We start from the raw sequence: 20,993 nt of genomic DNA on the forward strand, positions 1-20,993 counted from the left end.
GCCTTTCGGTGAGCGTCGCACCGGGCCCCGCGGGCGCCCGAAGGGGCCGCGCGGGACTCGGCCGGGCGGCCGCGGATCAGTCGGCGGTGTGCTCGCGGTACCAGGCGATGGTCCGCCGCAGGCCCTCTTCGGCCGTCACCACCGGCTCCCAGCCGAGCTTGTCGCGCGCCAGGGTGATGTCGGGGCAGCGCACCGCCGGGTCGTCGGTCGGCCGCTCGATGTAGCGGATCTCGGACGGGGAGCCGGTGAGCCGGATGATCCAGCGGGCGAGCTCCAGCATCGTGATCTCGGTCGGGTTGCCGATGTTCACCGGGCCGCGCATGCTGTGCGCCGCGGCGGCCAGGATGCCTCGTACGGTGTCGTCCACGTAGCAGAGCGAGCGGGTTTGCAGGCCGTCACCGGTGACGGTGAGCGGCTCGCCGGCCAGCGCCTGCCGGATGAAGGTGGGGACGGCGCGGCCGTCGTAGCCGCGCATCCGCGGCCCGTAGGTGTTGAACAGGCGCACGATGCCCGTGTCGGTGCCGTGTTCGCCCGCTTCCGCCGTGGTCAGCGCCTCGCCGAAGCGTTTGGCCTCGTCGTAGACGCTGCGCGGGCCCACCGGGTTGACGTTGCCCCAGTAGCGCTCGTTCTGCGGATGCTCCTGCGGATCGCCGTACACCTCGGACGTGGACGCGAGCACGAAGCGCGCGTCGGCTCCGTGGGCGAGGGCCAGCGCGTTGCGGGTGCCGAGGCTGCCCGTCTCCAGGGTGTGCAGCCCCAGCCGGAGGTAGTCGGCGGGCGACGCGGGCGAGGCGAAGTGGAGGACGAGGTCGGGGGGCCGGGTGACACTGAACGGCTCGGAGACGTCGGCCCGTTGGAAGACGAAGCCCGGCCGGTCCAGCAAGTGCTCGATGTTCTCGCGCCGCCCGGTGCTGAAGTCGTCCACGCACGTGACGTCGGTCCCGGCGTCCATCAGCGCGGTGCACAGGTGCGAGCCGACGAAACCGGCGCCACCGGTGACGACCGCGTGCTCCCACCGGCGTGGGACGGTGCTGTCCATGGGAATCTCCTCTGACACGGCGGGACCCGTGGTCCCGCACCAGGGGCCCGGCCGCTGGAGGGGCTGCCCGGGGGCGGGGCAGCCGGTCGGGCGGCGCGGCCGGAGCGGGGCCTGGTCCAGCCTCTTGTCTCACGCCCCGGTCGCGCATCCGGGGACGGGCATTGCGGTGAAACACGGAGCGTGACCGACCGTTCGCCGTCTTCGGCTCAGGGCCAGGACGGCTCCCTGCGGGGCACGACCACCAGCTCGGACACCGCGCTCCCGGCCGGCACCGACAGCGCGTACAGCACCGTGTCGGCGACGATCTCGGGGCTCTGGAGCATCGAGACATCGGCGTCCGGGAAGCGCTCCATGATGAACGCCGTCTCCATGCCGCCCGCGATGATGCCGGTGACGCCGATGCCGGGGCAGTCCCGCTGGGCCTCCTTGAACAGGGTGTGCGTGAAGGCGCGCAGACCGGACTTGCTCGCCGAATAGGGACCGGCCTCGGTCCACGTCCGGTTCGCGGCGGTCGACAGGATGTTGACGATGTGCCCTCCGCCGTGGGCGACCATCCGCCGGTAGACCTCCAGGCACAGGTACATCGGCCCGAGGAGGTTCGTCGTGACCACCCGGGTCACCTCGTCGGCCGTCAGGTGCTCGATCGCCTTCGAGACGTCCACGGCCGCGTTGTTGACGAGGATGTCCACCCTCTGGCCCGTCTCCTCCAGGTCGCCCACGACGGCCGCGACCGCCTGCGGATCGCAGACGTCCAGCTTGACGAACCGGGCGCGGGCCCCCGACGCCTCCAGTCGGGCGCACAGCTCTTCCCCCAGGTCCTTGCGTACGTCCGCCACGAGCACCGAGGCACCCGCCTCGGCCAGCCTCCGGGAGATCGCGCCGCCCAGGCCCCGGGCTCCGCCGGTGACCAGGGCCTGCCTGCCCTGGAGGTCTCCGTACACGCCGCTCATCGCGTCACCTTTCCTCGGTCGGGGCGTGGCGGCGGCTGCCGCCGCCCGCTTCCCCACTGTGGGGAGCCGATGGCGGGCGGGCATGCCGGATTACGCCACTTCGACGCGTGCGCGTCCGCCGGTGCCTCGGCGCGTGCCTCCGGCCGAGCCGCTGCGGACGGGGCGAGCGGGAACGGGATTGCCCGCGTCCGGCGCGGGTAGCGGCAGCCCAAACGGCCCGTAGCGGAAGGAGGGGGTCTCGTCGTGAACGGGCGCCGGCTCTCACCCGGGGAAAGGCGAGCGCTCGCTGCCATCGAGCGCTCCCTGAGTCAGGATCCGCGATTCGAGCGGAAGATGGCGGCCGCGGGCGGGCCGCCGCCCCACCGCACCGGACGCCCCGGCGCGATCGGCCGGCTGCAGCGCCGGGTGTGCGCCCTGGCCCTGGTGTCCGCCGCGCTGCTCCTGCCCGCCGCCGCCACCTCCTCACCGGCGCTCATCTGGGCCTTCACCGCCTCGTACGCGGCGACGCTCGCCTGCCTGGTGCTCCTCGTACGGCGCTGGTGCCGCCGGGGCACCGACGGGCCCGGTTGACGGCAGGGCGCGGGACCATCGTGGCGCCGCCGCGGTGCGTCCGCCCCACCGCGGCCGGGCCGCCCCGGTCCCTGCTCCCGTGTTAGAGGCGCGCCTCCCGGGGCAGACGGCAACCATCACGCGACATGGAAAGGAAGATCGCCATGACCACGGCGCGCGAAATCATGACCGAGGGCGCTGAGTGCATCGGCGTCGACGAAACCGTCCTGCAGGCAGCGGAGAAGATGGTCCAGCTCGGGGTGGGCGCCCTGCCGATCTGCGGCAACGACGACAAGCTCAAGGGCATGCTCACCGACCGCGACATCGTCGTGAAGGTGCTGGGCGCGGGCAAGGACCCCGCCAGCTGCACGGCCGGTGAACTCGCCCAGGGCGAAGTGGTGACCATCGGCGCGGACGACGACACCGCGGAGATCCTGCGCACCATGAGCGAGCACAAGGTGCGACGGCTGCCGGTCATCGACGGCCACCGGCTCGTCGGCATCGTCGCCCAGGCGGACGTCGCACGCTCGCTGCCCGACCCCCAGGTGGGCGACCTCCTGGAGGCCATCTCGGTCCCCTGACCGGGAGGGAACAGCGCTGAGACACGAGACACCCGCGACCGGCCGGGCCGCATCAGGATCGGAGGCCCAGTGAAAAGCACCGACGCCGCGGAGGGGGTCAGGGCCGATGTCGGCGCCCCCGACCCCTGGGAGGATTTCGCCCGCGTACGGCGGCAGATGGGGCGGCTCCTGCGGTCGTGCGCGGGCGGTCCGGCACCGGAGCACGACCGCCGTGCGAGCGGCACACGAACGCGGGCTGAGGACCGGCCCCGCCCCGGCCCGCACGACCCCGCCTCCGGGCGGGGTACGACGATGACGACGACGCGGGACTCGACTTCCACCTCACGCTGAGGCGCCAGGGATCAGCCGTCAGCCCCGTGTACGGGACCAGCGGCGCCCGCGTCCGCCCATCCCGATCGGCGCCCGCTCCGCCCGGCCCTGATCGGCGCCCCGGTGCCGCCCCTCCTCCGCCCGCGCGCTGAGGGTGCGGCGCAGGGCGGCGGTCGTGGCGGTCCGCTCGTCGGCGGGCCTCGGCGAACGCGCCGCGTCGACGCGGTCCACGAGGTCCAGCAGCCGCCGGGGCTGCCGGCGCCAGTTGTAGGCGAAGAACCCCGTACCGCGGACCTCGAGGTCGTGCGCGAGGGCCAGCAGGCAGTTCATGCCCGTGACGTCCATGAACGGGACGCGCAGCATGTCGCAGACCACCACCGCCACGTCGCAGTCGAGACCGTGCCGCACCCGCCCGAAGACGGGCTCGGCCTCCATGTCCAGTTCACCGGCGGGAGCGAGGTGGAGAGTGGGTCCGTAACGCCGTACCACGACGTGGAAGTCGGATGCCATGACCTCTCACCTCCCCGGGAGGGGGCTGCTGCGTCGACGCCGTCCGCCCGCGGCGTACGCGGCGTCGTCTTCGATACTGGCCCCTTCGCGCCCCGTTCGGCAACCACCCGGCCGGAACTCCGGCGGACTCAGGCCTCGGCGGTGATCAGGGCGGTGACGGCCGGCAGGCCGCCGTCGGCGAGGGCGCGGCGCTGGCGGTCCGCGGGGGTGCCCCGGCGGAGGAGACGGTGTACGAGCGAGCCCACCTCGCGCTGGTCGCCGGAGTCTTCCAGGGCGGGGCCGATGTGCCGCATGAGCATGCCCAGCACGTCTCCGCTGCTGCGCGGTCGGCCTTCCAGGTCCAGCAGCGTCTTGCTGAGCCCGTGCCGGGCCGCGTACCACGTGGCGGCTTGCAGGATCTCGGGCTGCCACTCCACCGGAGGCACTCCCGCCTCCTCCTCGGCGATCGCGGTGGCGGCGAGGGCGCGGACGATGCCGGCGAGCATGACGGCTTCGTCCGCCTCCAGCTGCACGTCACAGCAGCGCACCTCAAGGGTGGGGTACCGATCCGACAGCCTGGCCTGCCAGTACAGCTGTCCCCGGTCGGCGATCAGCCGCGATGCCACCAGCGCCTCGGCCCGCGCCTCGTAGTCCGCGACCCCCTTGAAACGCGGTACCGGGCCGCTCACCGGCCAGCGGCCGAAGATGATCGTGCGCCAGCTGCCGAACCCGGTGTCCTGCCCGTCCCACAGCGGCGAATTCGTGGACATCGCCAACAGGGTCGGCAGCCAGACGCGCAGGCGGTTCAGGACCGCCACCGCGGTCTCCCGGTCGGGAATGCCGACATGGACGTGCATGCCGCAGATCAGTTGCTCGTCGACCAGCAGGCGGGCCTCTCCCCGCATCCTCAGGTACCTCGTCTTGCTGGTGACGGGGACGGGGTGGGCGTCCCTGAGCGGCGCGGCGCCCGAGGTCGCGATGCGGCAGCCGTTCGCCTGGGCCGCGGAGGCGACCGCGTGGCGCAACCGCAGGAGATGGCCTCCGATCTCGTCCATGGCCCCGCACACGGGGGTGGCGACTTCGATCTGGGCCTGGAGCAGCTCGTCCTGGACCTCCCGCGCGTCGGCGATCGGCGCCAGGCCGGCCGTGGCCCGTACCTCCTCCACGAGCGGCGCGGGAAGCAGCGACACCGGGTCGACCAGCAAATACTCTTCTTCGACCCCAACAGTGATCATGCCAGGCGGCTACCCCGAACCGCCGTGATCATCCGTGCGGCACCCACGCCCTGCGGCGGCGCCGGCGAGGCGGGAGACTGCTGTTGAATCCGCCGGCCCCGCGAGGGCACGCGCCGTCGCGGGCCGCCCACGGCACTTCGAGGCCTGCCTGGGATACGTAAGCCCGTAGCTGGGCATACCTTCCATACTTCTCATCATTGCCGGTGTTTGCTTTGGGTTGGAGGGATCCCGCCGTGAAGTCTCCTATTAATCCAAAGTCAGGCCGTGTGCGGATCCAAGCCGGTCCGCCGGCCACAAAGCCGCTGGTCGCCGAGCCGACGGAAGCGTGGGCGACAGGAATGGTGATGGCCAGGACACCGTGCTCGGCGCGGGAGGCGCGGCAGATCCTGGCCGCCGCCGCTGAACTGGCCGATGTCGCGGTCGAGGACATGGCGGCGGCGCTGGCAGCCGGCTCGCGCGGCGTCCCCGTACCCCCGCAGGTCGCGAGGGCCCTGCACAGAGCGGTGGAGGCCGCTCGCACGCCGAGGTCGCCGTCGCCTGCCCTGTCGGTCGGCATACTCCCCAGCCGACACCGGACCGAGGAGGCCCTGCGACGGCTGCGGGACTGCCAGAGCCGCCTGGCGGCCGCTCCCACGGACCCGGACGCCCTGCGGGCGATGGACGACGTCACCTACACCCTGTGCGTCCTCATGGGACGGGCCACCGCGGCCGACGCGCTCCTGGCGGCCGAGCACCACCTGTCCCGGCCGGCCTAGGCCGGCCGCCGCGTGCGGGAAGCGGCGGGGCGCGGGAAGCGGCGGGGCGCGGGCGGCGCGGGGCTAACCGGACCGGGCCTCGCGCGTCCTCGAGCGGTTCTCCTTCCGGATCGCCTCCATCAGTTCGGACCGGCTCATGTTCGACCGGCCTCTGATGTCCATCCGCTGGGCCAGCTCGTAAAGGTGCTGCTTGCTGGCCTGCTCGTCGACGCCTTCACCGCTGGGGGCCGGCTTGTCCCGCGGAGTCGCGGCGCGCGCGTCCGAGGGGCCCTTGCGGCCGTGTTCCTTCCGTTCCCAGTGGTCCGCGACCTTCTCGTACTTGTGCTTGAGCGCGCTGAACGCCACCCGGTGGGCGCGCTCGCCCTCCCCGTACTGCTCCACAGCCGAGTCGTGCGCCTTGATCCAGGTGCGCTGCGCGTCCTTGGGCGAGCGCTCCAGCGTCGAAGGGAGCTCTTCACGTCCTGGCATGCTCCACCTCCGGTGGGTGATGACGGGCGGCGCCCGGCACCGCACCGAGCGCGAGGGCGGCCGGGTGCCAAGCACCGCCTGCCCGGGCAGCCCTCACCCAAACGGCCCGGGATCCGGCGTCCGTCAGCCCTCGACCCCGGTGGAGGTGTGGGGGGAGCCGACCGGCTTGGACTCCGGCGATCCGCGCTGGCGCAGGTAGACGGACAGGATGACCATGGCCGCCACGGCCAGGAGCTCCGACTGCCAGTTCTGCAGGGTCCTGTTCCAGAAATCGGGTGAGCCCAGGTAGGCGCCCCATCCGACGGGCTCCTGCAGTTGTCGCAGCTGTTGCTCGTCGTAGGCGGCCATGCCGGAGATCGACTGGGCGAACCACGCCAGCACGAACAGACCGCCCATGACGAGGCCCAGCGAGCGCGAGTACACCGCCTGCCGCCAGTCCTTGGTGCCGGCCCAGCGCGGCGAGTCCTGTCCCGCGTGGTCACCCGTCCGCTGGTCGCGGTCCGACTCGGTACCGATCTTGTGGAGCACCTTGGACTCCGGTGAGCCCCGCTGGACCAGCCACACGGTGCCGAAGATGAACAGGAAGAACTGCAGGAACTCCGACTGCCAGTTCTCGCTGACGTCCACGGCGAAGTCCGAGGACATCACGTACTCGCCCAGGCCGATCCGCTGAACACCATCGTCGGTGAGCTGCTCGTTGAACTCGGCGTGGCCGGCCAGCGCCTGTCCGAGGAGGACGAGCAGGAACGCCGTTCCGAAGGCGAGAGTGAGGCTGTTGTCCCTCCAGAAGCTGCCGTGCTCCCGCGCCTTCCGATCCCCGCGGCTCACCGCTGCATCGCCCCGATCGCGATGAAGTACCCCAGCCCGCCCACGATCACGACCAGGCAGGCAATGAAGAGACCCCGCATGTCAGCCGCCCTTCACGACGCAGTCGTAGGGCTTGTCGCCCCGCGGCGTGCAGCCTGCCGCGACCACCCGCCATCCTCCGGTGAACCGCGACAGGAAGAGCGTCTCTCCGGAGGCGCGGACCAGTGCCTGCCGCCCGTACACCTCGGCGCCGTCCACCGCTCCTGCCGGCAGGTCCTGGCCCTCCAGCGCCTTCGCGCACGTCTGCTTCTCGTCGTCCTCCAGCTGCGAGCGGGTCTCGGGTGCCAGCAGGGCACACGCTGCCCGGTAGTCCCCGGAAGCGAGCGACTGCTCGAAGGCGCGGCCGGCGTCCCGGGCCCCGTCCACGTGCGCCGCGGCCGCCCCGCAGCCGGACAAGACCCCCAGCAGCACCCCGGCAAGGGCCACGGCGCCGGCCGTCCTCCGAGCCGCGCGTGGCGGGCGGGTCCTCGAGGTCATCGGCTGCCGGCGCCGGCAGTGGCCAGCGGTCCCCTCGGCGCCTTCCCGACCGTCCTGCGGTCGTCCTGCCCGAGCATGTTCGTGTCCATGCAGTGCATCCTCCAAGCGCGCGGACGGTGGGGAGAACGGCGTTTTCCATGGATTTCCCTACCCGCGGGCAGCGGCCTCTACCGCCGCGGAGACCGACGCCGCCCAGGTGGAGCAGCGCGGGCACCGCTCCGGCACCGGCCCTGCCGTCCACCGATCGCGCTCCGGGACGCACCCTTAGGGCCGCTTCTGCCGGGTAGGCGCGACACAGACCGCACGAGCCGAGGAGGCATCGTCATGTCGAACCCGCAGGAACCGGGGGCGCGGCGCAGCCGCAAGGGCGGCGCGACGCCGCAGGAGGCCGGTTCGCTCAAGGCCGCGCAAGGCGGCCGCAAGTCCGCCAAGGGCACTCACCCGCAGGGCACCGACAAGGGGCAGAAGGGCGGCGGAGAAGGCGGCGCGGTACCTCCTGAGGAGCGCACCGACCACCCGTAGGACAGCGACCACGCGTAGCGCATCGCCGACCGGACGACGAACCATGCCGTTGTCCGATCGGCTGCGCGTGAGGAGGGCCGCGTGGGCCGAGGCGCGGGCGTTCAGGGGTAGCGCTGGAGTGGACCCCACGGGCCGGGCTGCTCCGTGATCTCGCGGGTGGCCTCCTCGATGACGTCGGGCGCGATCCACGCGAGGGGTTCGGCGTCGCGGACGAGCGGCTCGTTGTCCGGGCCGCGTCCCGCCTCGCGTCCCCGCAGCAGCCACGGCCGCACGTCGTCGCCGCGGACCCGGGGCAGGTGGCTGTAGTCGTGCAGGCGCCGCGCCACCCAGATCCGGATCGGCCGCTCCCCCCACCACGGTTCGACGTCGAGGGGATTGGCCGACAGGCCCGGCAAGGGCGTGCCCGTGAGCTCGTCGGAACTGGAGGAGGTGTCGAGGTCGGCGTCCGGGTCGCGTGACCACCGCACGTACACGCCCTCGCCGTCGCCGAGCCGCACGGCCACCTCGTCCAGTGTCTTCAGTGTCGGAAGGTCCCGGTGCGCGTTCACTGGTCCTCCTGGGCTGGCCCGCCCTCCCCGACTTCCGGTCAGCGGGCGCCTGCCCGGGCGGGCGGCACCGCTAACCTCCGCAGGCGCCCGCCCGCCGGCGGGTCCGCGCCGGCCGGCGGCAGGGCGCCCATCGCCCAGCGGATCGCCGCGGTCACCGCCTGCCCGGAGGGGCGTACGCAGGCCTTCTCGAACGGCTCCGGCAGCCGGGGCAGCCCGAGCTCCGCGCGGGCCCACCGGGGGAGCACGCTCGCGGCGTTCGCGGCGAGGAGGACGTACGGGGCGCGAGCGGCCGGCGGCAGCGGCGGGCCGAGGAGGATGAAGCGGGCGGCGTCCCGCGCCTCGGGAGTGCCGCGCAGTTCCGGCCGGTAGGCGGCCAGCCGCCCGGCCAGGCCGGCCCGGTCGAGTGGGGGGTCCGGCACACCGAGCGCGGTGGCCACCCGGGCGGTGTCGGCGATGTACGCGTCACAGCCGGGCCCGTCGAGCGGGTGCGCGCCGTACCGCTGGTGGGCGCGCAGGAAGCTGTCGATCTCGGCGACGTGGACCCAGGCCAGCAGGTGCGGGTCCGCGGCGTGGTAACGCTCGCCGGCGGCGGTGGTTCCGCGCACCCGCTCGTGGACCGCACGGACCCGGTCGACGGCCTGCTGGGCGTGCTCGGCCGTGCCGTACGTCGTGACCGCGAGGAACGTGCTGGTGCGCTGCAGCCGCCCCCACGGGTCCCCCCGGTAGCCGGAGTGCCCGGACACCGCTGCCATGGCCAGCGGGTGCAAGGACTGGAGCAGCAGGGCCCGCAGTCCGCCGATGAACATCGAGGCGTCGCCGTGGACGGCACGCACCGGCCGGTCCGGGCCGAACCAGCGGGGGCCGGGCGTGCCGTGGATCCGGGCCCGCGTCGCCGGTCCCGCGGGTCCGGCTACGCGGGAGAACAGTTCGCGGCCGAGCTGTTCGCGCAGCGCGGCCAGCACAGGTGAGGCCACCGCCATCCACCCATTGTGCCCGCGGATCCGGTACGTGTCGTCAGCCCTCCCGAACGCCGGTGCGGGTGCGCACCCCGGCCTCGTCGGGAGCGTCAGGCCGCGGCGCCCAGACCCGGGCGCAGCCCCGCCGGGACGCCCTCGGACAGGTAGCACACCTGGACGGGCGTGCGGCGGCGGCGCAGCAGGAAGCCGGAACCGATCGCGGCGGCGGTGACCAGGCCGCCTATCACCAGGGCGCCCCGTACGCCGGCCGTTTCCATGAGGAGCCCGAGCAGCGGCGGCGCGGCCAGGCTCCACAGCGTGCGCACGCTGCTCCACACGCCCAGGACCCGGCCCCGCAGGTGCGCGGGGGGATCCGTCTGCAGCACGGTGGTCCCGGCGGTGTCGGAGACGGACTCCGCGACCGCCATCGGCAGGACGAGGACCAGCAGGACGGCGAGGGAGGGGGACAGCCCCGCCGTGACCTGGAGGAGGCCTCCGGCCGCGGCGAGCAGGCCGACCATCCGCACGGAGGGCTTGCGCAGCCGGGCGCCGAGCACCGCGCCGACGATGCCGCCGGCCGCGAGGACGGTGGAGACCGTGCCGAAGGCGGCGGCGTCGCCCGCAAGGGGGCCGGTGACCAGCACGGCCAGGGTGAGCCCGTAGTTCCGCCCGAAGAGGGCGCTGATCCCGCTGATGGCGGCGAGCGCGACCAGGCGGGGACGGCTCAGGAAGAAGGTGATCCCCTGGCGCATGGTCATCTGGCCAGCCGCCGCGTCAGCCGCCGCGGTCTTCTCCAGGGGGGCCGCCGGCGGCGCGGCATCCCGCGCGGCTCCCGCCGCCTGCCGGGCAGGCTTGAGGAACGGGATCACCGCCGCGACGAAGAGGAAGGAGAGGCCGTTGCCCGCGTAGGCGGCCGCCGTACCGAGGAAGGCCACCGTCACGCCGCCGAGGGCGGCGCCCGCGAGCCGGCCCGCGTTGTGGACCAGCGAGCCCACGCCGATGGCGGAGGGCACGTCCTCGGGACGGACCAGGTCGTTGCCCAGCAGGGCGCAGGCGGGGCCGTCGACCGTGGCGATCAGGCCCGTGACGGCGGCCAGCACCATCAGCACGCCGAGGTTGATCTGGCCGAGCGCCACCAGGACCGCGGTGACGAAGGCGACGGCTCCCAGCAGGGCCTGGCTCACGACAGCGGTCAGCTTCAGGGGCCACCGGTCCACCGCGGCGCCGCCGGCGAGCCCCATCAGCAGGCCGGGTGCGGCCTGGACGGAGATGGACAACCCCGTCGCGGCGGCGGAGCCGGTGATCTGCAGCACCAGCAGGTTCTGCACCGTGAGCTGCATCCAGGTCCCCGCGTTGGAGACGAAGTGGGCCACGGACCACCAGCGCATGCTGCGGTAGCGCAGGGAGCGCCAAGGTGAGCGGTCGGGCGTCGCGGAAGGCGGCACGGTGGCAGGGGAGGGCGGTGAGGAAGACACAGTGGGGTACCTGAAAGAGCGCAGGGCTCGGCTGGTCGGCAAGGGGGGAATCGGGGGCGGGAGGACCGACACGCTCCGGCGTGCCTACCGCGGTGGCGGCGAACCTCCATGGGGACAGGAGGGATCTCTGCGTCCCGGCGATCCATCGTGGCAGACGCGGATTCGCGGCGGCGGTCCGGCACCGGCCGGTGCAGGGGGTACGGCGCCCAAATCGTCGACCGCGCCGGGCCGTTGACGGCCCGCGTGGGCTTGCTCACAGGAACCGCGGCCCCGCCCTCGCGGTGACCCCGGTCACCGGACGCGGCCGGCCGTGCCCGCGCGGACCGGGCAGGCCCGTACGTCGACGCGTACGGCGGACGCGCCGGGCACGCCGGGCCCCCGCGCCGCGACCGGCGCTGCGTAGTCCCCGGAAACCGGGGTAGCCGCAGGGGGACGGGGCCCGGGCTTCCGTCCCCGGGGCCGTCCTGAGCGAAGGAGGCCCGCCATGTCCCCCCGCAGCCGCCCCGCAGGGGGTCCCACGTCGCTGGTGCAGTGGGCCGCGCTGCTGATCGGCGCGGCATTCTTGGTGGTCGGAGTCCTGGGCATGATCCCCGGCCCCACCACCGGCTACGACGCGATGACCTTCGCCGGACACGACTCCGGCGCCGAGCTGTTCGGGCTCTTCCAGGTGTCGGTCCTGCACAACATCGTGCACCTGGTCTTCGGGCTCGCCGGTATCGCCCTGTCGCGTGCCCCCAGTACGGCGCGCACCTTCCTGATCGGCGGCGGAGCGATCTATCTGGTGCTGTGGCTGTACGGGCTCCTCGTCGACCGCGACACCGACGCCAACTTCATCCCGGTGAACACGCCGGACAACTGGTTGCACTTCGGTCTGGGCCTGGCCATGGTCGTCCTCGGTCTGCTCCTCGGCCGCACCCCGCCGGTCCCGCACCGGCGCTGAGGGCCGACGGCCACCGCGTCAGGTCTGCCGTACCGGCGAGTACGCCTCCGCGTCGAGGCCGAAGGTCCATGCCACCCCCTGTCTCGCGGTCCGTGTGTCCGGCGGCACGCGCAGCCAGTACGTGCGGCTCGTACCGTCCGGCTCCGGCGTGGAGTTGACCACCTCCACCATCACCACGTCCTCGTCGCCCGGCAGCGGCATCCGCCACAGGACTCCCGTCGCGTCCCGGTGCACCGGCTCGGCACCCGATGCGGTGAGGTAGCGCTCGTAGCCGTAGTGCTCCAGCATCACCCGGCGCAGCTCCGCGTTCTCCTCCTCCCGGATGCGCTCGGGCGTCAGCGCGTCCAGGCCGGCCAGGAAATCGGCGGGGACGGGCATCCCGCGCCACGCGTACAGCGCGAAGCCGTCCGGGAACGCGAGGGCGGGCCCGTCGCCGCGGTCCAGGCGGCCCGCCTCGTCCCGGTACAGCTCCACCGGGCGCTCGCAGACCACGGCCAGCCGCTCGTACGGCCACCACCAGCCCGCCGCCCGGGCGACGGCGGCGAGCCCCTCCAGCAGGGCGCCCTCCCCCGTGTCGAACGCGCACAGCCAGGCCGCGTCGTGCTGGCCCAGCACGGCGTCCAGGAGCAGCAGCCGGACCTCCGCCTCCTCCGCGGTGTCCTGCGCCAGCTCCTCGACGAGCCCGGTGCGTATGCGGCCGGCCAGCCGCTCGGTGTTCTCCCACAGCCGGGCGCCCGTCAGGGCCCATGTCCGGCTCCAGCCCCGGGGACCGAGCCGCTCGTGCGAGCGGGCGCGCTCCGCCGCCCACGGCGCGCTGCGGACCTTCTCGCGCACGCTCCGCCCCCGCACGCCCCTCCCCCACGGGCCGTCCGGGTCGCCGAGGAGGCCTACCGCGGCCCGCGGCGAGTCCGCCCACACGATCCGCTCGGGTGCGGGCAGCCCCGCCGCGCGGTAGGCGAGACGGACCCCCGCCTCCGCCGCCGCACGGTCCGCGGGCCCGGTCGCCGCCGCGACCGCCCGCCACCCGTCGACCCCGTGCACTGCGCCCGTCAGTTGCGTCACGTCCGTCATGTCCATCACTTCCATCGCGTCCATCACTCAGTCCGCCACGATCCGCACCGAGCCCGGCACGTACTCCCGCTGCCGCACCACCCGGTACCAGCCCTTCGGCAGCGGTATCGCGGCGTGCTCCTCGTGCACCACCCGCCCCCCGTCGGGCAGATGCAGCAGCAGCGGCGCCAGCGGTCCCGGCTCCCGCACCAGCCGGCCCGGCCCCACCACGGCGTGCGCGTGCCCGGTCACCTCGCCCAGCGCCAGTACGAGCCGCCCGCGCCCGTCCCGCGGCTCCGACGGCGCGTCCGCGGCGTACGACGGCACCGCCGATTCCTCGAGCGGCACGATGAGTACGTCCCCCTGCCGGTACATCCGGGTCCCCCTTCCCACGCGCCGCCCGGTGCGCCGCGTCGTCTTCGAAGCTACGGCGGGGGTCTGACAACGGCCCTTCGCCCTCCCCCGCTTCAACCGCTGTCAGCGCCGCTTGCTACAACGTGATGGCGCATCGGACACGACAGGCGAGGAACGGCGGGGACCATGAGTTACGCGAGGCATCTGCGGGAGTCGTACGGACTGCCCGTCTTCGTCTTTCCCGGGCCCGGGGACGAGAAGGGCATGGACCGGCTGCCCGAGGCGGACGCCGTCGCATGGCGGATCTCCTCCGACACCTACGACGCGGAAGAGGCCTGGCCCGAGGCGTTCGCCCGGTTCACCGCGGCCGTCGACACCACCCGCGTCCGCGCGATCGTCGTCGGGGCATGGGAGGACGCGTACGACAGCGGCCCCGAGGAGATCATCGCCGCGCTCACCGCCGCACGCGCCCAACTGCCCGCCCTGCGGGCCCTGTTCCTCGGGGACATGGAGTCCGAGGAGTGCGAGATCTCCTGGATCAGCCAAGGCGACGTCGGCCCGCTCCTCGACGGCTTCCCCGAACTGGAGGAGTTCGGCGTCCGCGGCGGCAGCGGCCTGGTCATCCCTCCCTTCGCCCACCGGCGGCTGCGCTCCCTGACCGTCGAGACCGGCGGCATGCCCGCCCGCGCCGTCCGCAACGTCGCCGCCAGCGACCTGCCCGCCCTGCACCACCTAGACCTCTGGCTCGGCACGGCGAACTACGGCGGGGACTGCGAGCTCGCCGACGTGCAACCCGTCATGGACGGCGGCCGCCTGCCGAGCCTGCGTCACCTCGGGCTGCGCAACAGCGACATCCAGGACGAGATCGCCACCGCCATGGCCTCCGCGCCCGTCGTCGCCCGGCTGGAGTCCCTCGACCTGTCCATGGGCGTCCTCACCGACCAGGGCGGCGCCGCGCTGCTCGGCGGCCAGCCCCTCACCCACCTCGCCGCCCTCGACCTCCACCACAACTACCTCAGCGACGCGCTGAAGCAGCGCTTCCGGGACACCCTGGAGAGCGCCGGCGTGCGGCTGGACCTCGACCGGGGCCACGCCGACGAGGACGACTGGGACGGCCGCATCTGGCGCTTCGTCGCCGTCGGCGAGTAGCGCGGCGGCCATGACGGAGCACACGCCCCCGCGCTGGGCAGTGGTCGGCAACCCGGAGAACCGCCGCGTCGCCCTGTTCACCCGGGCCGTCCGCGACGCCGGGCTGCCCGCGCCCCGCATCGTGCCCTGGGCCCGCGTCCTGCGCGAGGGCGGTGCGGCGTTCGCCGCCGACGAGCTCGTACGCCTCGACTCGCCGGGGGAGAACACCGAGGTGGACCGCGCCCTGCGCGGCCTGGACGACCCCACCCGCGTGGAGGGCGGCGCCCGCTGGTTCGCGCGGTTCACCGCAGCCGTGCGGAGCCTCACCGGCGGCGTACGCCTCGACGACCCGGACGAGCTGGCCGTCCTCTTCGACAAGCGGGACTGCCACCGCGTCCTGGACACCGCCGGGGTACCGGTCCCCCGGTCCCCGACCTCCGGCGGCGGCACACCGGTGCGCGGCTGGGACGACGTACGCGCCCTCATGGGCGAACACGGCATGCCCCGCGTGTTCGTGAAACTCGCGCACGGCTCCTCCGCGTCCGGCATCGTCGCCGTCGAGACGGCCGGCCGGGGCCGCGTCCGGGCCACCACCTCGGTCGAGACGGACGGGGAGGGACACCTGCACAACTCCCTGCGGGTGCGCCGCCTCACCAGCGAGCGGGAGACGGCCGCGCTGGTCGACGCACTCGCCCCTGACGGACTGCACGTCGAACGCTGGTGGCCCAAGGCCTCCCTGGGAGGCCGCGCGGCGGACCTGCGCGTGGTCGTCGTGGCCGGCCGGGCCACTCACGCCGTGGTCCGCACCAGCCTCTCGCCCATGACCAACCTCCATCTCGGCGGGAGCCGCGGCGACCTGTCCGCCGTGGTCGAGGCAGCGGGGCCCCGCTGGGCCGACGCCCTGGAGATCTGCGAGCGGGCAGCGGCCTGTTTCCCCGGCACCCTGTCCGTCGGCGTCGACCTGCTGCCCGCCGTCGGCTGGCGGCGGTTCGCCGTCGCGGAGGTCAACGCGTTCGGCGACCTGCTGCCCGGCCTGACCGGCCTGCCGGGCAGCGGAGCCGAGGGACTCGACACGTACGCCGCCCAAGTCGCCGCCGGACCGCCGTACGCACGGCGCCGCGCGGACCCGCACCATGCACACCAGCACCACCACCCGAGGAACCGCCACCGTGCACCAGCCTGACACCGGGCCCGACATGAACGAGGTCGTCGGCCGCGACGACCTGCTCCTGCTCACCCTGGACACCCTCCGCTACGACGTCGCAGCCGAACTGGCCGCGGCCGGACGCATCCCGCACCTGGCCCGTCACCTGCCCGGCGGCGCCTGGGAGGAGCGGCACGCCCCGGGCAGCTTCACCTACGCCTCCCACCAGGCGATGTTCGCCGGATTCCTGCCCACCCCCGCCGTGCCGGGACCACACCCGAGGCTGTTCGCGGCACGCTTCGCCGGCAGCGAGTCCACCGCCGGGCGCACCTACGTCTTCGACACCCCCGACCTGGTGTCCGGCCTGGCCGCGGCCGGGTACCGCACCGTGTGTGTGGGCGGCGTCGGCTTCTTCAACAAGCAGGGCGCGCTGGGCGGCGTCCTCCCGGGGATGTTCCAGGAGAGCCATTGGGAGCCGGAGTTCGGCGTGGCGTCCCCCACCTCCTTCGAGGCGCAGGTCGAGCGGGCCGAGCGGATCGCCGGCTCGCTCCCGGCGGAGCAGCGGCTGTTCCTCTTCGTCAACGCGTCCGCGCTGCACCAGCCCAACTGGTTCCACCTGCCGGGCGCGACACGGGAGGCGGGTGACAGCCGCGCCACCCACGCCGCCGCCCTGGAGTACATCGACGGCCACATCGGCCGGCTCTTCGCCGCGATGAGCTCCCGCCGCCGCTGCTTCGCCATCGTCTGCTCCGACCACGGCACGACCTACGGCGACGACGGCTACACCGGCCACCGCCTCGCCCACGAGGCCGTGTGGACGGTGCCGTACGCCCACTTCTTCCTGGAGCCGTCCGCATGACCGCCACCGCCACCGGTCTCCACGTCCGCCCCTACCAGAGCTACGTCTACGCCTACCCCCACAAGACCGCGTACGCCCCGCTGCCCGGCCGGCCCGCCCTGCGCGACCTCTGGCGCGGCGAGGACAAGAGCGCGCTCTCCCTCTACCTCCACATACCGTTCTGCGAGGTCCGCTGCGGCTTCTGCAACCTCTTCACCCGCATCGGCGCGCCCGACGGCCTCAGCGGCCGCTACCTCGACGCACTCGACCGCCAGGCCGCCGCCGTCCGCGAGGCCCTCGGCGACGACGGTCCGGTGCGCTTCGCCAACGCCGCGTTCGGCGGCGGCACACCGACGTTCCTCACCGCCGACGAGCTGACCCGGCTGTGCGACATCGCCGAGCGGCGCATGGGCGCGGACCTGCGCGCCGTCCCCCTCTCCGTCGAGACCTCGCCCGCCACCGCGACCGCCGACCGGATCGCCGTCCTCGCCGAGCGCGGCGCCACCCGCCTCAGCATCGGCGTCCAGAGCTTCGTCGAAGCGGAGGCGAGGGCCGCCGTACGCCCGCAGCGCCGCGCGGACGTGGAGGCCGCGCTCGGCCGGATCCGCGAGGCCCGCATCCCGGTCCTCAACATCGACCTCATCTACGGCATCGACGGCCAGACCCCCGCCACCTGGCGCACCTCCCTCGACGCCGCCCTCGCCTGGGAGCCCGAGGAGCTGTACCTCTACCCGCTCTACAAGCGCCCGCTCACCGGTCTCGCCCGGCGACGCACCGCGCACACCGACACCGAGTGGGACGAGCAGCGCCTGGACCTGTACCGCAAGGGGCGCGACCACCTCCTCGCCCGCGGCTACGAACAGGTGTCGATGCGCATGTTCCGCCGGGCAGGGACCGCCCCGCAGGGACCCGACGACCACGCCTGCCAGACGGACGGCATGATCGGCCTCGGCTGCGGCGCCCGCTCCTACACCTCCACCCACCACTACTCCTTCGACTACGCCGTCGACATGGGCCGGATCAAGCGGATCATCGACGACTACACGGCCACCGCCGACTTCGGCCGCGCCCTCCTCGGACGGTACGTGGACGAAGGCGAGGCGCGCCGCCGCCACCTCCTCCAGTCCCTCCTCCAGGCAGGGGGCATGCCGCTCGCCGACTACCGCGAGCGCTTCGGCACCGACCCGCACAAGGACTTCCCCGCCGAACTCGCCGCGTTCACCGCGTGCGGCTGGCTCGAAGGAGCCGGGACGCAGAGCGGGGAGCTGCGCCTGACCCCGGAGGGGCTCGCCCACTCCGACGCCCTCGGCCCGGCGCTCTTCTCCCCCGCCGTGCGGGCCGCCATGGCCGCCTACGATCCGAAGTAGCCCCCGTGGACCTGACGATCCTGTACCGCGGCCCGCTCGCGTCCTGCGACTACGACTGCCCGTACTGCCCCTTCGCGAAGCGGCGCGACACCCCCGATCAGCTGCGCGCCGACCGCGCGGCCCTCGACCGGTTCACGGCCTGGGCGGCGGCTCAACGCGGCGACCGGCTGTCGATCCTCTTCACCCCCTGGGGCGAGGGCCTGGTCCGCTCCTGGTACCGCCGCGCCCTCGTGGACCTCTCGCACCAGCCGCACATCGAACGCGTCGCCATCCAGACGAACCTCAGCTGCCGGACCGACTGGCTCGCCGAGGCCGACCCGGCCACCGTGGCCCTGTGGTGCACGTACCACCCCGGCCAGACGCCCTACGCACGCTTCCTGTCGAAGCTCGGGGAGCTGGCAGAGGGGGGCATCCGCCACAGCGTCGGCATCGTGGGCCTGCCCGAGAACCTGCCCCACGCGCGCCGGCTGCGCGCGGACCTGCCCGACCACGTCTACCTCTGGGCCAACGCCGCCGAGGGCCACACGTACACCGACGCCGAGGCGGACGACTGGACCGCCCTGGACCCGCTCTTCCCGTACAGCCGCCACCCCCACCGCTCGGCCGGACTGCCGTGCCGCACCGGGGAGTCGGTGATCTCGGTGGACGGCGAGGGCACGGTCCGCCGCTGCCACTTCGTGCGCACCGAGCTCGGCAACCTCTACGACGGCTCCTACCGCGCCGCCCTGGCCCCGCGCCCCTGCCCGCTGGCCGTCTGCGACTGCCACATCGGCTACGTCCACCTGGAGACCCTCCCCCTCTACGACGTCTTCGCGGGCGGCCTCCTCGAACGCATCCCCGACCGTCCGAGGGCACCGGGCAGGTGACGGGTGGGTGTACCCCGGCGTACCGGGGTCCGGCGCAGGCGGCTGGTACGGGGCGGACCCGCTACTGCCAGTCGTCCCACGGCGGGTCCATCTCGTCCAGGTCGAAGGGCGGCTCGTCGGCGTACGGCTCCGCCGGCCGTGCCGCCGGCACGAGGGCCGCGGCCGCCGGGGGTTCGGAGGCCGGGGCGGGTACGGATACGGGTGCGGAAGCCGGAGCCGGAGCCGTGGCGGTGCATTCCGCCAGGGTGTCCAGGACGCCCTGGCCGTACTTGGTGAGCTTGGCCTCGCCGACGCCGCCGATGGTGGCCAGTTCCTCCACCGTGCCGGGCAGTCTGGTCGCGATCTCGCGCAGGGTCGCGTCGTGGAAGACGACGTACGCCGGCACGCCCTGCTCGCGCGCCGTCGCGGCCCGCCAGGTGCGCAGGGCCAGGAAGACCGGTTCGGCCCCGGCCGGCAGGTCGACCGGCACCCGGGCGCCCTTGCCGGACCGCGACCCGGACTCCTTGCGGGGCGGGGCGACGACCGCCTTCTCCTTGCGCATCGAGACGCTGCGGCGCCCGCCCAGCACCTCGCCACTGGCGTCCGTGAGGACGAGCGTGCCGTAGTCGCCCTCCACCGCCAGCAGGCGCAGCGCCAGCAGCTGGCGGACCACCCCGCGCCATTCGGCGGTGCTCAGGTCCGACCCGATGCCGAACACGGACAGCGCGTCGTGGTCGAACTGGATGACCTTGGCGGTCTTCTTGCCCTGCAGGATGTCGATGATCTGGCCGGCGCCGAACTTCTGGCGCCGCTCCTTCGCCAGCCGCCACACCGTGGACAGCAGTTTCTGCGCGGCGACCGTCCCGTCCCAGGACTCGGCCGGTGCCAGGCACGTATCGCAGTTGCCGCACGGCTCGCCCGACTGCCCGAAGTACTCCAGCAGCCGCGTCCGGCGGCAGTCGACCGTCTCGCACAGCGCGAGCATGGCGTCCAGGTGCATGCCGAGCGACCGGCGGTGCGCCTCGTCGCCCTCGGAGCCGTCGATGAGCTTGCGCTGCTGGACCACGTCCTGCAGGCCGTACGCCAGCCACGCCGTGGCCGGTTCGCCGTCGCGCCCGGCGCGGCCGGTCTCCTGGTAGTAGCCCTCGACCGACTTCGGCAGGTCCAGGTGGGCGACGAAGCGTACGTCCGGCTTGTCGATGCCCATGCCGAAGGCGATGGTGGCCACCACCACGACCCCGTCCTCCCGCAGGAAGCGCGCCTGGTTCGCGGCGCGCGTACGGGCGTCCATCCCGGCGTGGTAGGCCACGGCGTCGATGCCCTGCTCCACCAGGGAGGCCGCGGTCTTCTCCACCGAGGACCGCGAGAGGCAGTAGACGACGCCGGCGTCCCCGTCGTGCTCGGTCCGGATCAGCTCCAGCAGCTGCTTGACCGGGTTGTTCTTCGCGACGATGCGGTACTGGATGTTCGGCCGGTCGAAGCTGGCGACGAAGTGCCGGGCGTCCTCCAGACCGAGCCGTGCCACGATCTCGGCGTGGGTGGCCGCGGTCGCCGTCGCCGTCAGCGCGATCCGCGGCACCTTCGGCCACCGCTCGTGCAGCATAGACAGGGCCAGGTAGTCGGGCCGGAAGTCGTGGCCCCACTGGGCGACGCAGTGCGCCTCGTCGATCGCGAAGAGCGACACCTTGCCCCGGTCGAGCAGCCGCTGCGTGCTCTCGGTGCGCAGCCGCTCGGGCGCCAGGTAGAGCAGGTCCAGCTCGTCCGCGAGGAACGCCTGCTCGACGGCCTGCCGCTCGTACTGGTCCTGCGTCGAGTTGAGGAATCCGGCCCGTACCCCGAGGGCGGTGAGCGCGTTCACCTGGTCCTGCATCAGCGCGATGAGCGGCGAGATCACGACGCCCGTGCCGTCTCTGACGAGCGCCGGGATCTGGTAGCAGAGCGACTTGCCGCCGCCGGTCGGCATCAGCACGAGGGCGTCACCGCCGCCGACGACCTGGTCGATGATCTCCTGCTGCTCGCCGCGGAACGAGCTGTAACCGAAGACGCGGTGCAGTACCTGCGATGCGTCCGAGGTCTCGGGGGAAGCGTCCGGAAGGGCCATCCACGA

Annotated in this window: 23 protein-coding genes; 10 read left to right on the plus strand and 13 right to left on the minus strand. The window is 73.6% G+C overall.

The window, feature by feature from the left end; genetic code table 11:
- Window positions 1-76: 76 nt before the first annotated feature.
- Together ACIPUC_RS10645 and ACIPUC_RS10650 are read right to left on the minus strand one after the other, a co-directional pair.
- The gene (locus ACIPUC_RS10645) at window positions 77-1,039 is read right to left on the minus strand and encodes an NAD-dependent epimerase/dehydratase family protein (protein WP_446588474.1); all 963 of its coding nucleotides are present in this window, start codon (window positions 1,037-1,039) and stop codon (window positions 77-79) included.
- A gap of 206 nt (window positions 1,040-1,245) precedes the next feature.
- Window positions 1,246-1,989 (minus strand): SDR family oxidoreductase, encoded by a 744-nt coding sequence (locus ACIPUC_RS10650; RefSeq protein ID WP_446588476.1) that lies wholly within the window; start codon window positions 1,987-1,989, stop codon window positions 1,246-1,248.
- Between the two features lie 243 nt (window positions 1,990-2,232).
- On the opposite strand from ACIPUC_RS10650, the gene ACIPUC_RS10655 reads away from it, so the two are divergent.
- On the plus strand, window positions 2,233-2,559 hold the full coding sequence (locus tag ACIPUC_RS10655; RefSeq protein WP_446588478.1) for a DUF3040 domain-containing protein: 327 nt from the start codon (window positions 2,233-2,235) through the stop codon (window positions 2,557-2,559).
- A 143-nt stretch (window positions 2,560-2,702) separates the two neighbouring features.
- On the plus strand, window positions 2,703-3,119 hold the full coding sequence (locus ACIPUC_RS10660; protein WP_446588480.1) for a CBS domain-containing protein: 417 nt from the start codon (window positions 2,703-2,705) through the stop codon (window positions 3,117-3,119).
- 348 nt (window positions 3,120-3,467) lie between these two features.
- Here the strand turns inward: ACIPUC_RS10660 and ACIPUC_RS10665 are convergent, their stop codons facing one another.
- Both ACIPUC_RS10665 and ACIPUC_RS10670 read right to left on the minus strand, forming a co-directional pair.
- Window positions 3,468-3,938: an STAS domain-containing protein gene (locus tag ACIPUC_RS10665; RefSeq protein ID WP_446588482.1), complete on the minus strand. Its 471-nt coding sequence runs from the start codon at window positions 3,936-3,938 to the stop codon at window positions 3,468-3,470.
- Between the two features lie 128 nt (window positions 3,939-4,066).
- Window positions 4,067-5,152 carry a carboxylate-amine ligase gene (locus ACIPUC_RS10670; RefSeq protein WP_446588484.1) on the minus strand — a complete coding sequence of 362 codons (1,086 nt, stop codon included), beginning with the start codon at window positions 5,150-5,152 and terminating at the stop codon, window positions 4,067-4,069.
- Between the two features lie 344 nt (window positions 5,153-5,496).
- Between ACIPUC_RS10670 and ACIPUC_RS10675 the strand changes: the two genes are divergently transcribed.
- The gene (locus ACIPUC_RS10675; protein ID WP_446588486.1) at window positions 5,497-5,907 is read left to right on the plus strand and encodes a DUF5133 domain-containing protein; all 411 of its coding nucleotides are present in this window, start codon (window positions 5,497-5,499) and stop codon (window positions 5,905-5,907) included.
- Between the two features lie 63 nt (window positions 5,908-5,970).
- Here ACIPUC_RS10675 and ACIPUC_RS10680 read toward each other — a convergent pair whose 3' ends face one another.
- The 3 genes from ACIPUC_RS10680 to ACIPUC_RS10690 form a co-directional block, all read right to left on the minus strand.
- A complete protein-coding gene (locus tag ACIPUC_RS10680; protein ID WP_446588488.1) occupies window positions 5,971-6,375 on the minus strand; it encodes a ChaB family protein in 405 nt (134 codons plus the stop codon).
- Window positions 6,376-6,498: 123 nt separating this feature from the next.
- Window positions 6,499-7,203: a DUF6766 family protein gene (locus ACIPUC_RS10685; RefSeq protein WP_446588489.1), complete on the minus strand. Its 705-nt coding sequence runs from the start codon at window positions 7,201-7,203 to the stop codon at window positions 6,499-6,501.
- Window positions 7,204-7,284: 81 nt separating this feature from the next.
- Entirely contained in the window at window positions 7,285-7,668 is a 384-nt protein-coding gene (locus ACIPUC_RS10690) for a hypothetical protein (RefSeq protein WP_446588491.1), read from the minus strand.
- A 375-nt stretch (window positions 7,669-8,043) separates the two neighbouring features.
- Here ACIPUC_RS10690 and ACIPUC_RS10695 point away from each other — a divergent pair, with 375 nt between their 5' ends.
- The gene (locus tag ACIPUC_RS10695) at window positions 8,044-8,241 is read left to right on the plus strand and encodes a hypothetical protein (RefSeq protein WP_446588493.1); all 198 of its coding nucleotides are present in this window, start codon (window positions 8,044-8,046) and stop codon (window positions 8,239-8,241) included.
- A gap of 101 nt (window positions 8,242-8,342) precedes the next feature.
- Here the strand turns inward: ACIPUC_RS10695 and ACIPUC_RS10700 are convergent, their stop codons facing one another.
- The 3 genes from ACIPUC_RS10700 to ACIPUC_RS10710 form a co-directional block, all read right to left on the minus strand.
- Window positions 8,343-8,789: a DUF6098 family protein gene (locus ACIPUC_RS10700; protein ID WP_446588495.1), complete on the minus strand. Its 447-nt coding sequence runs from the start codon at window positions 8,787-8,789 to the stop codon at window positions 8,343-8,345.
- A gap of 38 nt (window positions 8,790-8,827) precedes the next feature.
- Window positions 8,828-9,769 carry an oxygenase MpaB family protein gene (locus ACIPUC_RS10705; RefSeq protein ID WP_446588497.1) on the minus strand — a complete coding sequence of 314 codons (942 nt, stop codon included), beginning with the start codon at window positions 9,767-9,769 and terminating at the stop codon, window positions 8,828-8,830.
- A gap of 86 nt (window positions 9,770-9,855) precedes the next feature.
- Window positions 9,856-11,133, minus strand: coding sequence for an MFS transporter (locus ACIPUC_RS10710; RefSeq protein ID WP_446588926.1), 1,278 nt, complete (start codon window positions 11,131-11,133; stop codon window positions 9,856-9,858).
- Between the two features lie 571 nt (window positions 11,134-11,704).
- Here ACIPUC_RS10710 and ACIPUC_RS10715 point away from each other — a divergent pair.
- On the plus strand, window positions 11,705-12,160 hold the full coding sequence (locus ACIPUC_RS10715) for a DUF4383 domain-containing protein (RefSeq protein WP_446588499.1): 456 nt from the start codon (window positions 11,705-11,707) through the stop codon (window positions 12,158-12,160).
- An 18-nt stretch (window positions 12,161-12,178) separates the two neighbouring features.
- On the opposite strand, the gene ACIPUC_RS10720 is transcribed toward ACIPUC_RS10715, so the two are convergent.
- A complete protein-coding gene (locus tag ACIPUC_RS10720; protein WP_446588928.1) occupies window positions 12,179-13,246 on the minus strand; it encodes a DUF6745 domain-containing protein in 1,068 nt (355 codons plus the stop codon).
- A gap of 12 nt (window positions 13,247-13,258) precedes the next feature.
- Window positions 13,259-13,585, minus strand: a complete 327-nt coding sequence (locus tag ACIPUC_RS10725; protein ID WP_446588501.1) for a hypothetical protein — start codon at window positions 13,583-13,585, stop codon at window positions 13,259-13,261.
- Between the two features lie 165 nt (window positions 13,586-13,750).
- Between ACIPUC_RS10725 and ACIPUC_RS10730 the strand changes: the two genes are divergently transcribed.
- The 5 genes from ACIPUC_RS10730 to ACIPUC_RS10750 are packed head-to-tail and all read left to right on the plus strand — an operon-like array spanning window position 13,751 to window position 18,907.
- Window positions 13,751-14,713 carry an STM4015 family protein gene (locus ACIPUC_RS10730; RefSeq protein WP_446588502.1) on the plus strand — a complete coding sequence of 321 codons (963 nt, stop codon included), beginning with the start codon at window positions 13,751-13,753 and terminating at the stop codon, window positions 14,711-14,713.
- A 10-nt stretch (window positions 14,714-14,723) separates the two neighbouring features.
- Window positions 14,724-15,875 (plus strand): STM4014 family protein, encoded by a 1,152-nt coding sequence (locus tag ACIPUC_RS10735; RefSeq protein WP_446588504.1) that lies wholly within the window; start codon window positions 14,724-14,726, stop codon window positions 15,873-15,875.
- A 13-nt stretch (window positions 15,876-15,888) separates the two neighbouring features.
- Entirely contained in the window at window positions 15,889-16,695 is an 807-nt protein-coding gene (locus ACIPUC_RS10740; RefSeq protein ID WP_446588930.1) for an STM4013/SEN3800 family hydrolase, read from the plus strand.
- On the plus strand, window positions 16,692-18,041 hold the full coding sequence (locus ACIPUC_RS10745) for an STM4012 family radical SAM protein (protein WP_446588506.1): 1,350 nt from the start codon (window positions 16,692-16,694) through the stop codon (window positions 18,039-18,041). Before ACIPUC_RS10740 ends, ACIPUC_RS10745 begins: the two co-directional genes overlap by 4 nt.
- 5 nt (window positions 18,042-18,046) lie before the next feature.
- Window positions 18,047-18,907: an STM4011 family radical SAM protein gene (locus tag ACIPUC_RS10750; RefSeq protein ID WP_446588508.1), complete on the plus strand. Its 861-nt coding sequence runs from the start codon at window positions 18,047-18,049 to the stop codon at window positions 18,905-18,907.
- Window positions 18,908-18,968: 61 nt separating this feature from the next.
- Here the strand turns inward: ACIPUC_RS10750 and recQ are convergent, their stop codons facing one another.
- Entirely contained in the window at window positions 18,969-20,987 is a 2,019-nt protein-coding gene (gene recQ / locus ACIPUC_RS10755) for a DNA helicase RecQ (protein WP_446588510.1), read from the minus strand.
- Window positions 20,988-20,993: the final 6 nt, after the last annotated feature.

The sequence above is a fragment of the Streptomyces sp. LARHCF249 genome, from assembly GCF_052871255.1.

Bases quoted from the DNA above. Each gene is read 5' to 3' on its own strand.
- ACIPUC_RS10645 (WP_446588474.1), bottom strand. From the start codon at position 1,039: ATGGACAGCACCGTCCCACGCCGGTGGGAGCACGCGGTCGTCACCGGT.
- ACIPUC_RS10650 (WP_446588476.1), bottom strand. From the start codon at position 1,989: ATGAGCGGCGTGTACGGAGACCTCCAGGGCAGGCAGGCCCTGGTCACC.
- ACIPUC_RS10660 (WP_446588480.1), top strand. From the start codon at position 2,703: ATGACCACGGCGCGCGAAATCATGACCGAGGGCGCTGAGTGCATCGGC.
- ACIPUC_RS10665 (WP_446588482.1), bottom strand. From the start codon at position 3,938: ATGGCATCCGACTTCCACGTCGTGGTACGGCGTTACGGACCCACTCTC.
- ACIPUC_RS10670 (WP_446588484.1), bottom strand. From the start codon at position 5,152: ATGATCACTGTTGGGGTCGAAGAAGAGTATTTGCTGGTCGACCCGGTG.
- ACIPUC_RS10675 (WP_446588486.1), top strand. From the start codon at position 5,497: ATGGCCAGGACACCGTGCTCGGCGCGGGAGGCGCGGCAGATCCTGGCC.
- ACIPUC_RS10680 (WP_446588488.1), bottom strand. From the start codon at position 6,375: ATGCCAGGACGTGAAGAGCTCCCTTCGACGCTGGAGCGCTCGCCCAAG.
- ACIPUC_RS10695 (WP_446588493.1), top strand. From the start codon at position 8,044: ATGTCGAACCCGCAGGAACCGGGGGCGCGGCGCAGCCGCAAGGGCGGC.
- ACIPUC_RS10705 (WP_446588497.1), bottom strand. From the start codon at position 9,769: ATGGCGGTGGCCTCACCTGTGCTGGCCGCGCTGCGCGAACAGCTCGGC.
- ACIPUC_RS10710 (WP_446588926.1), bottom strand. From the start codon at position 11,133: ATGCGCTGGTGGTCCGTGGCCCACTTCGTCTCCAACGCGGGGACCTGG.
- ACIPUC_RS10715 (WP_446588499.1), top strand. From the start codon at position 11,705: ATGTCCCCCCGCAGCCGCCCCGCAGGGGGTCCCACGTCGCTGGTGCAG.
- ACIPUC_RS10720 (WP_446588928.1), bottom strand. From the start codon at position 13,246: ATGGAAGTGATGGACATGACGGACGTGACGCAACTGACGGGCGCAGTG.
- ACIPUC_RS10725 (WP_446588501.1), bottom strand. From the start codon at position 13,585: ATGTACCGGCAGGGGGACGTACTCATCGTGCCGCTCGAGGAATCGGCG.
- ACIPUC_RS10730 (WP_446588502.1), top strand. From the start codon at position 13,751: ATGAGTTACGCGAGGCATCTGCGGGAGTCGTACGGACTGCCCGTCTTC.
- ACIPUC_RS10735 (WP_446588504.1), top strand. From the start codon at position 14,724: ATGACGGAGCACACGCCCCCGCGCTGGGCAGTGGTCGGCAACCCGGAG.
- ACIPUC_RS10740 (WP_446588930.1), top strand. From the start codon at position 15,889: ATGAACGAGGTCGTCGGCCGCGACGACCTGCTCCTGCTCACCCTGGAC.
- ACIPUC_RS10745 (WP_446588506.1), top strand. From the start codon at position 16,692: ATGACCGCCACCGCCACCGGTCTCCACGTCCGCCCCTACCAGAGCTAC.
- recQ (WP_446588510.1), bottom strand. From the start codon at position 20,987: ATGGCCCTTCCGGACGCTTCCCCCGAGACCTCGGACGCATCGCAGGTA.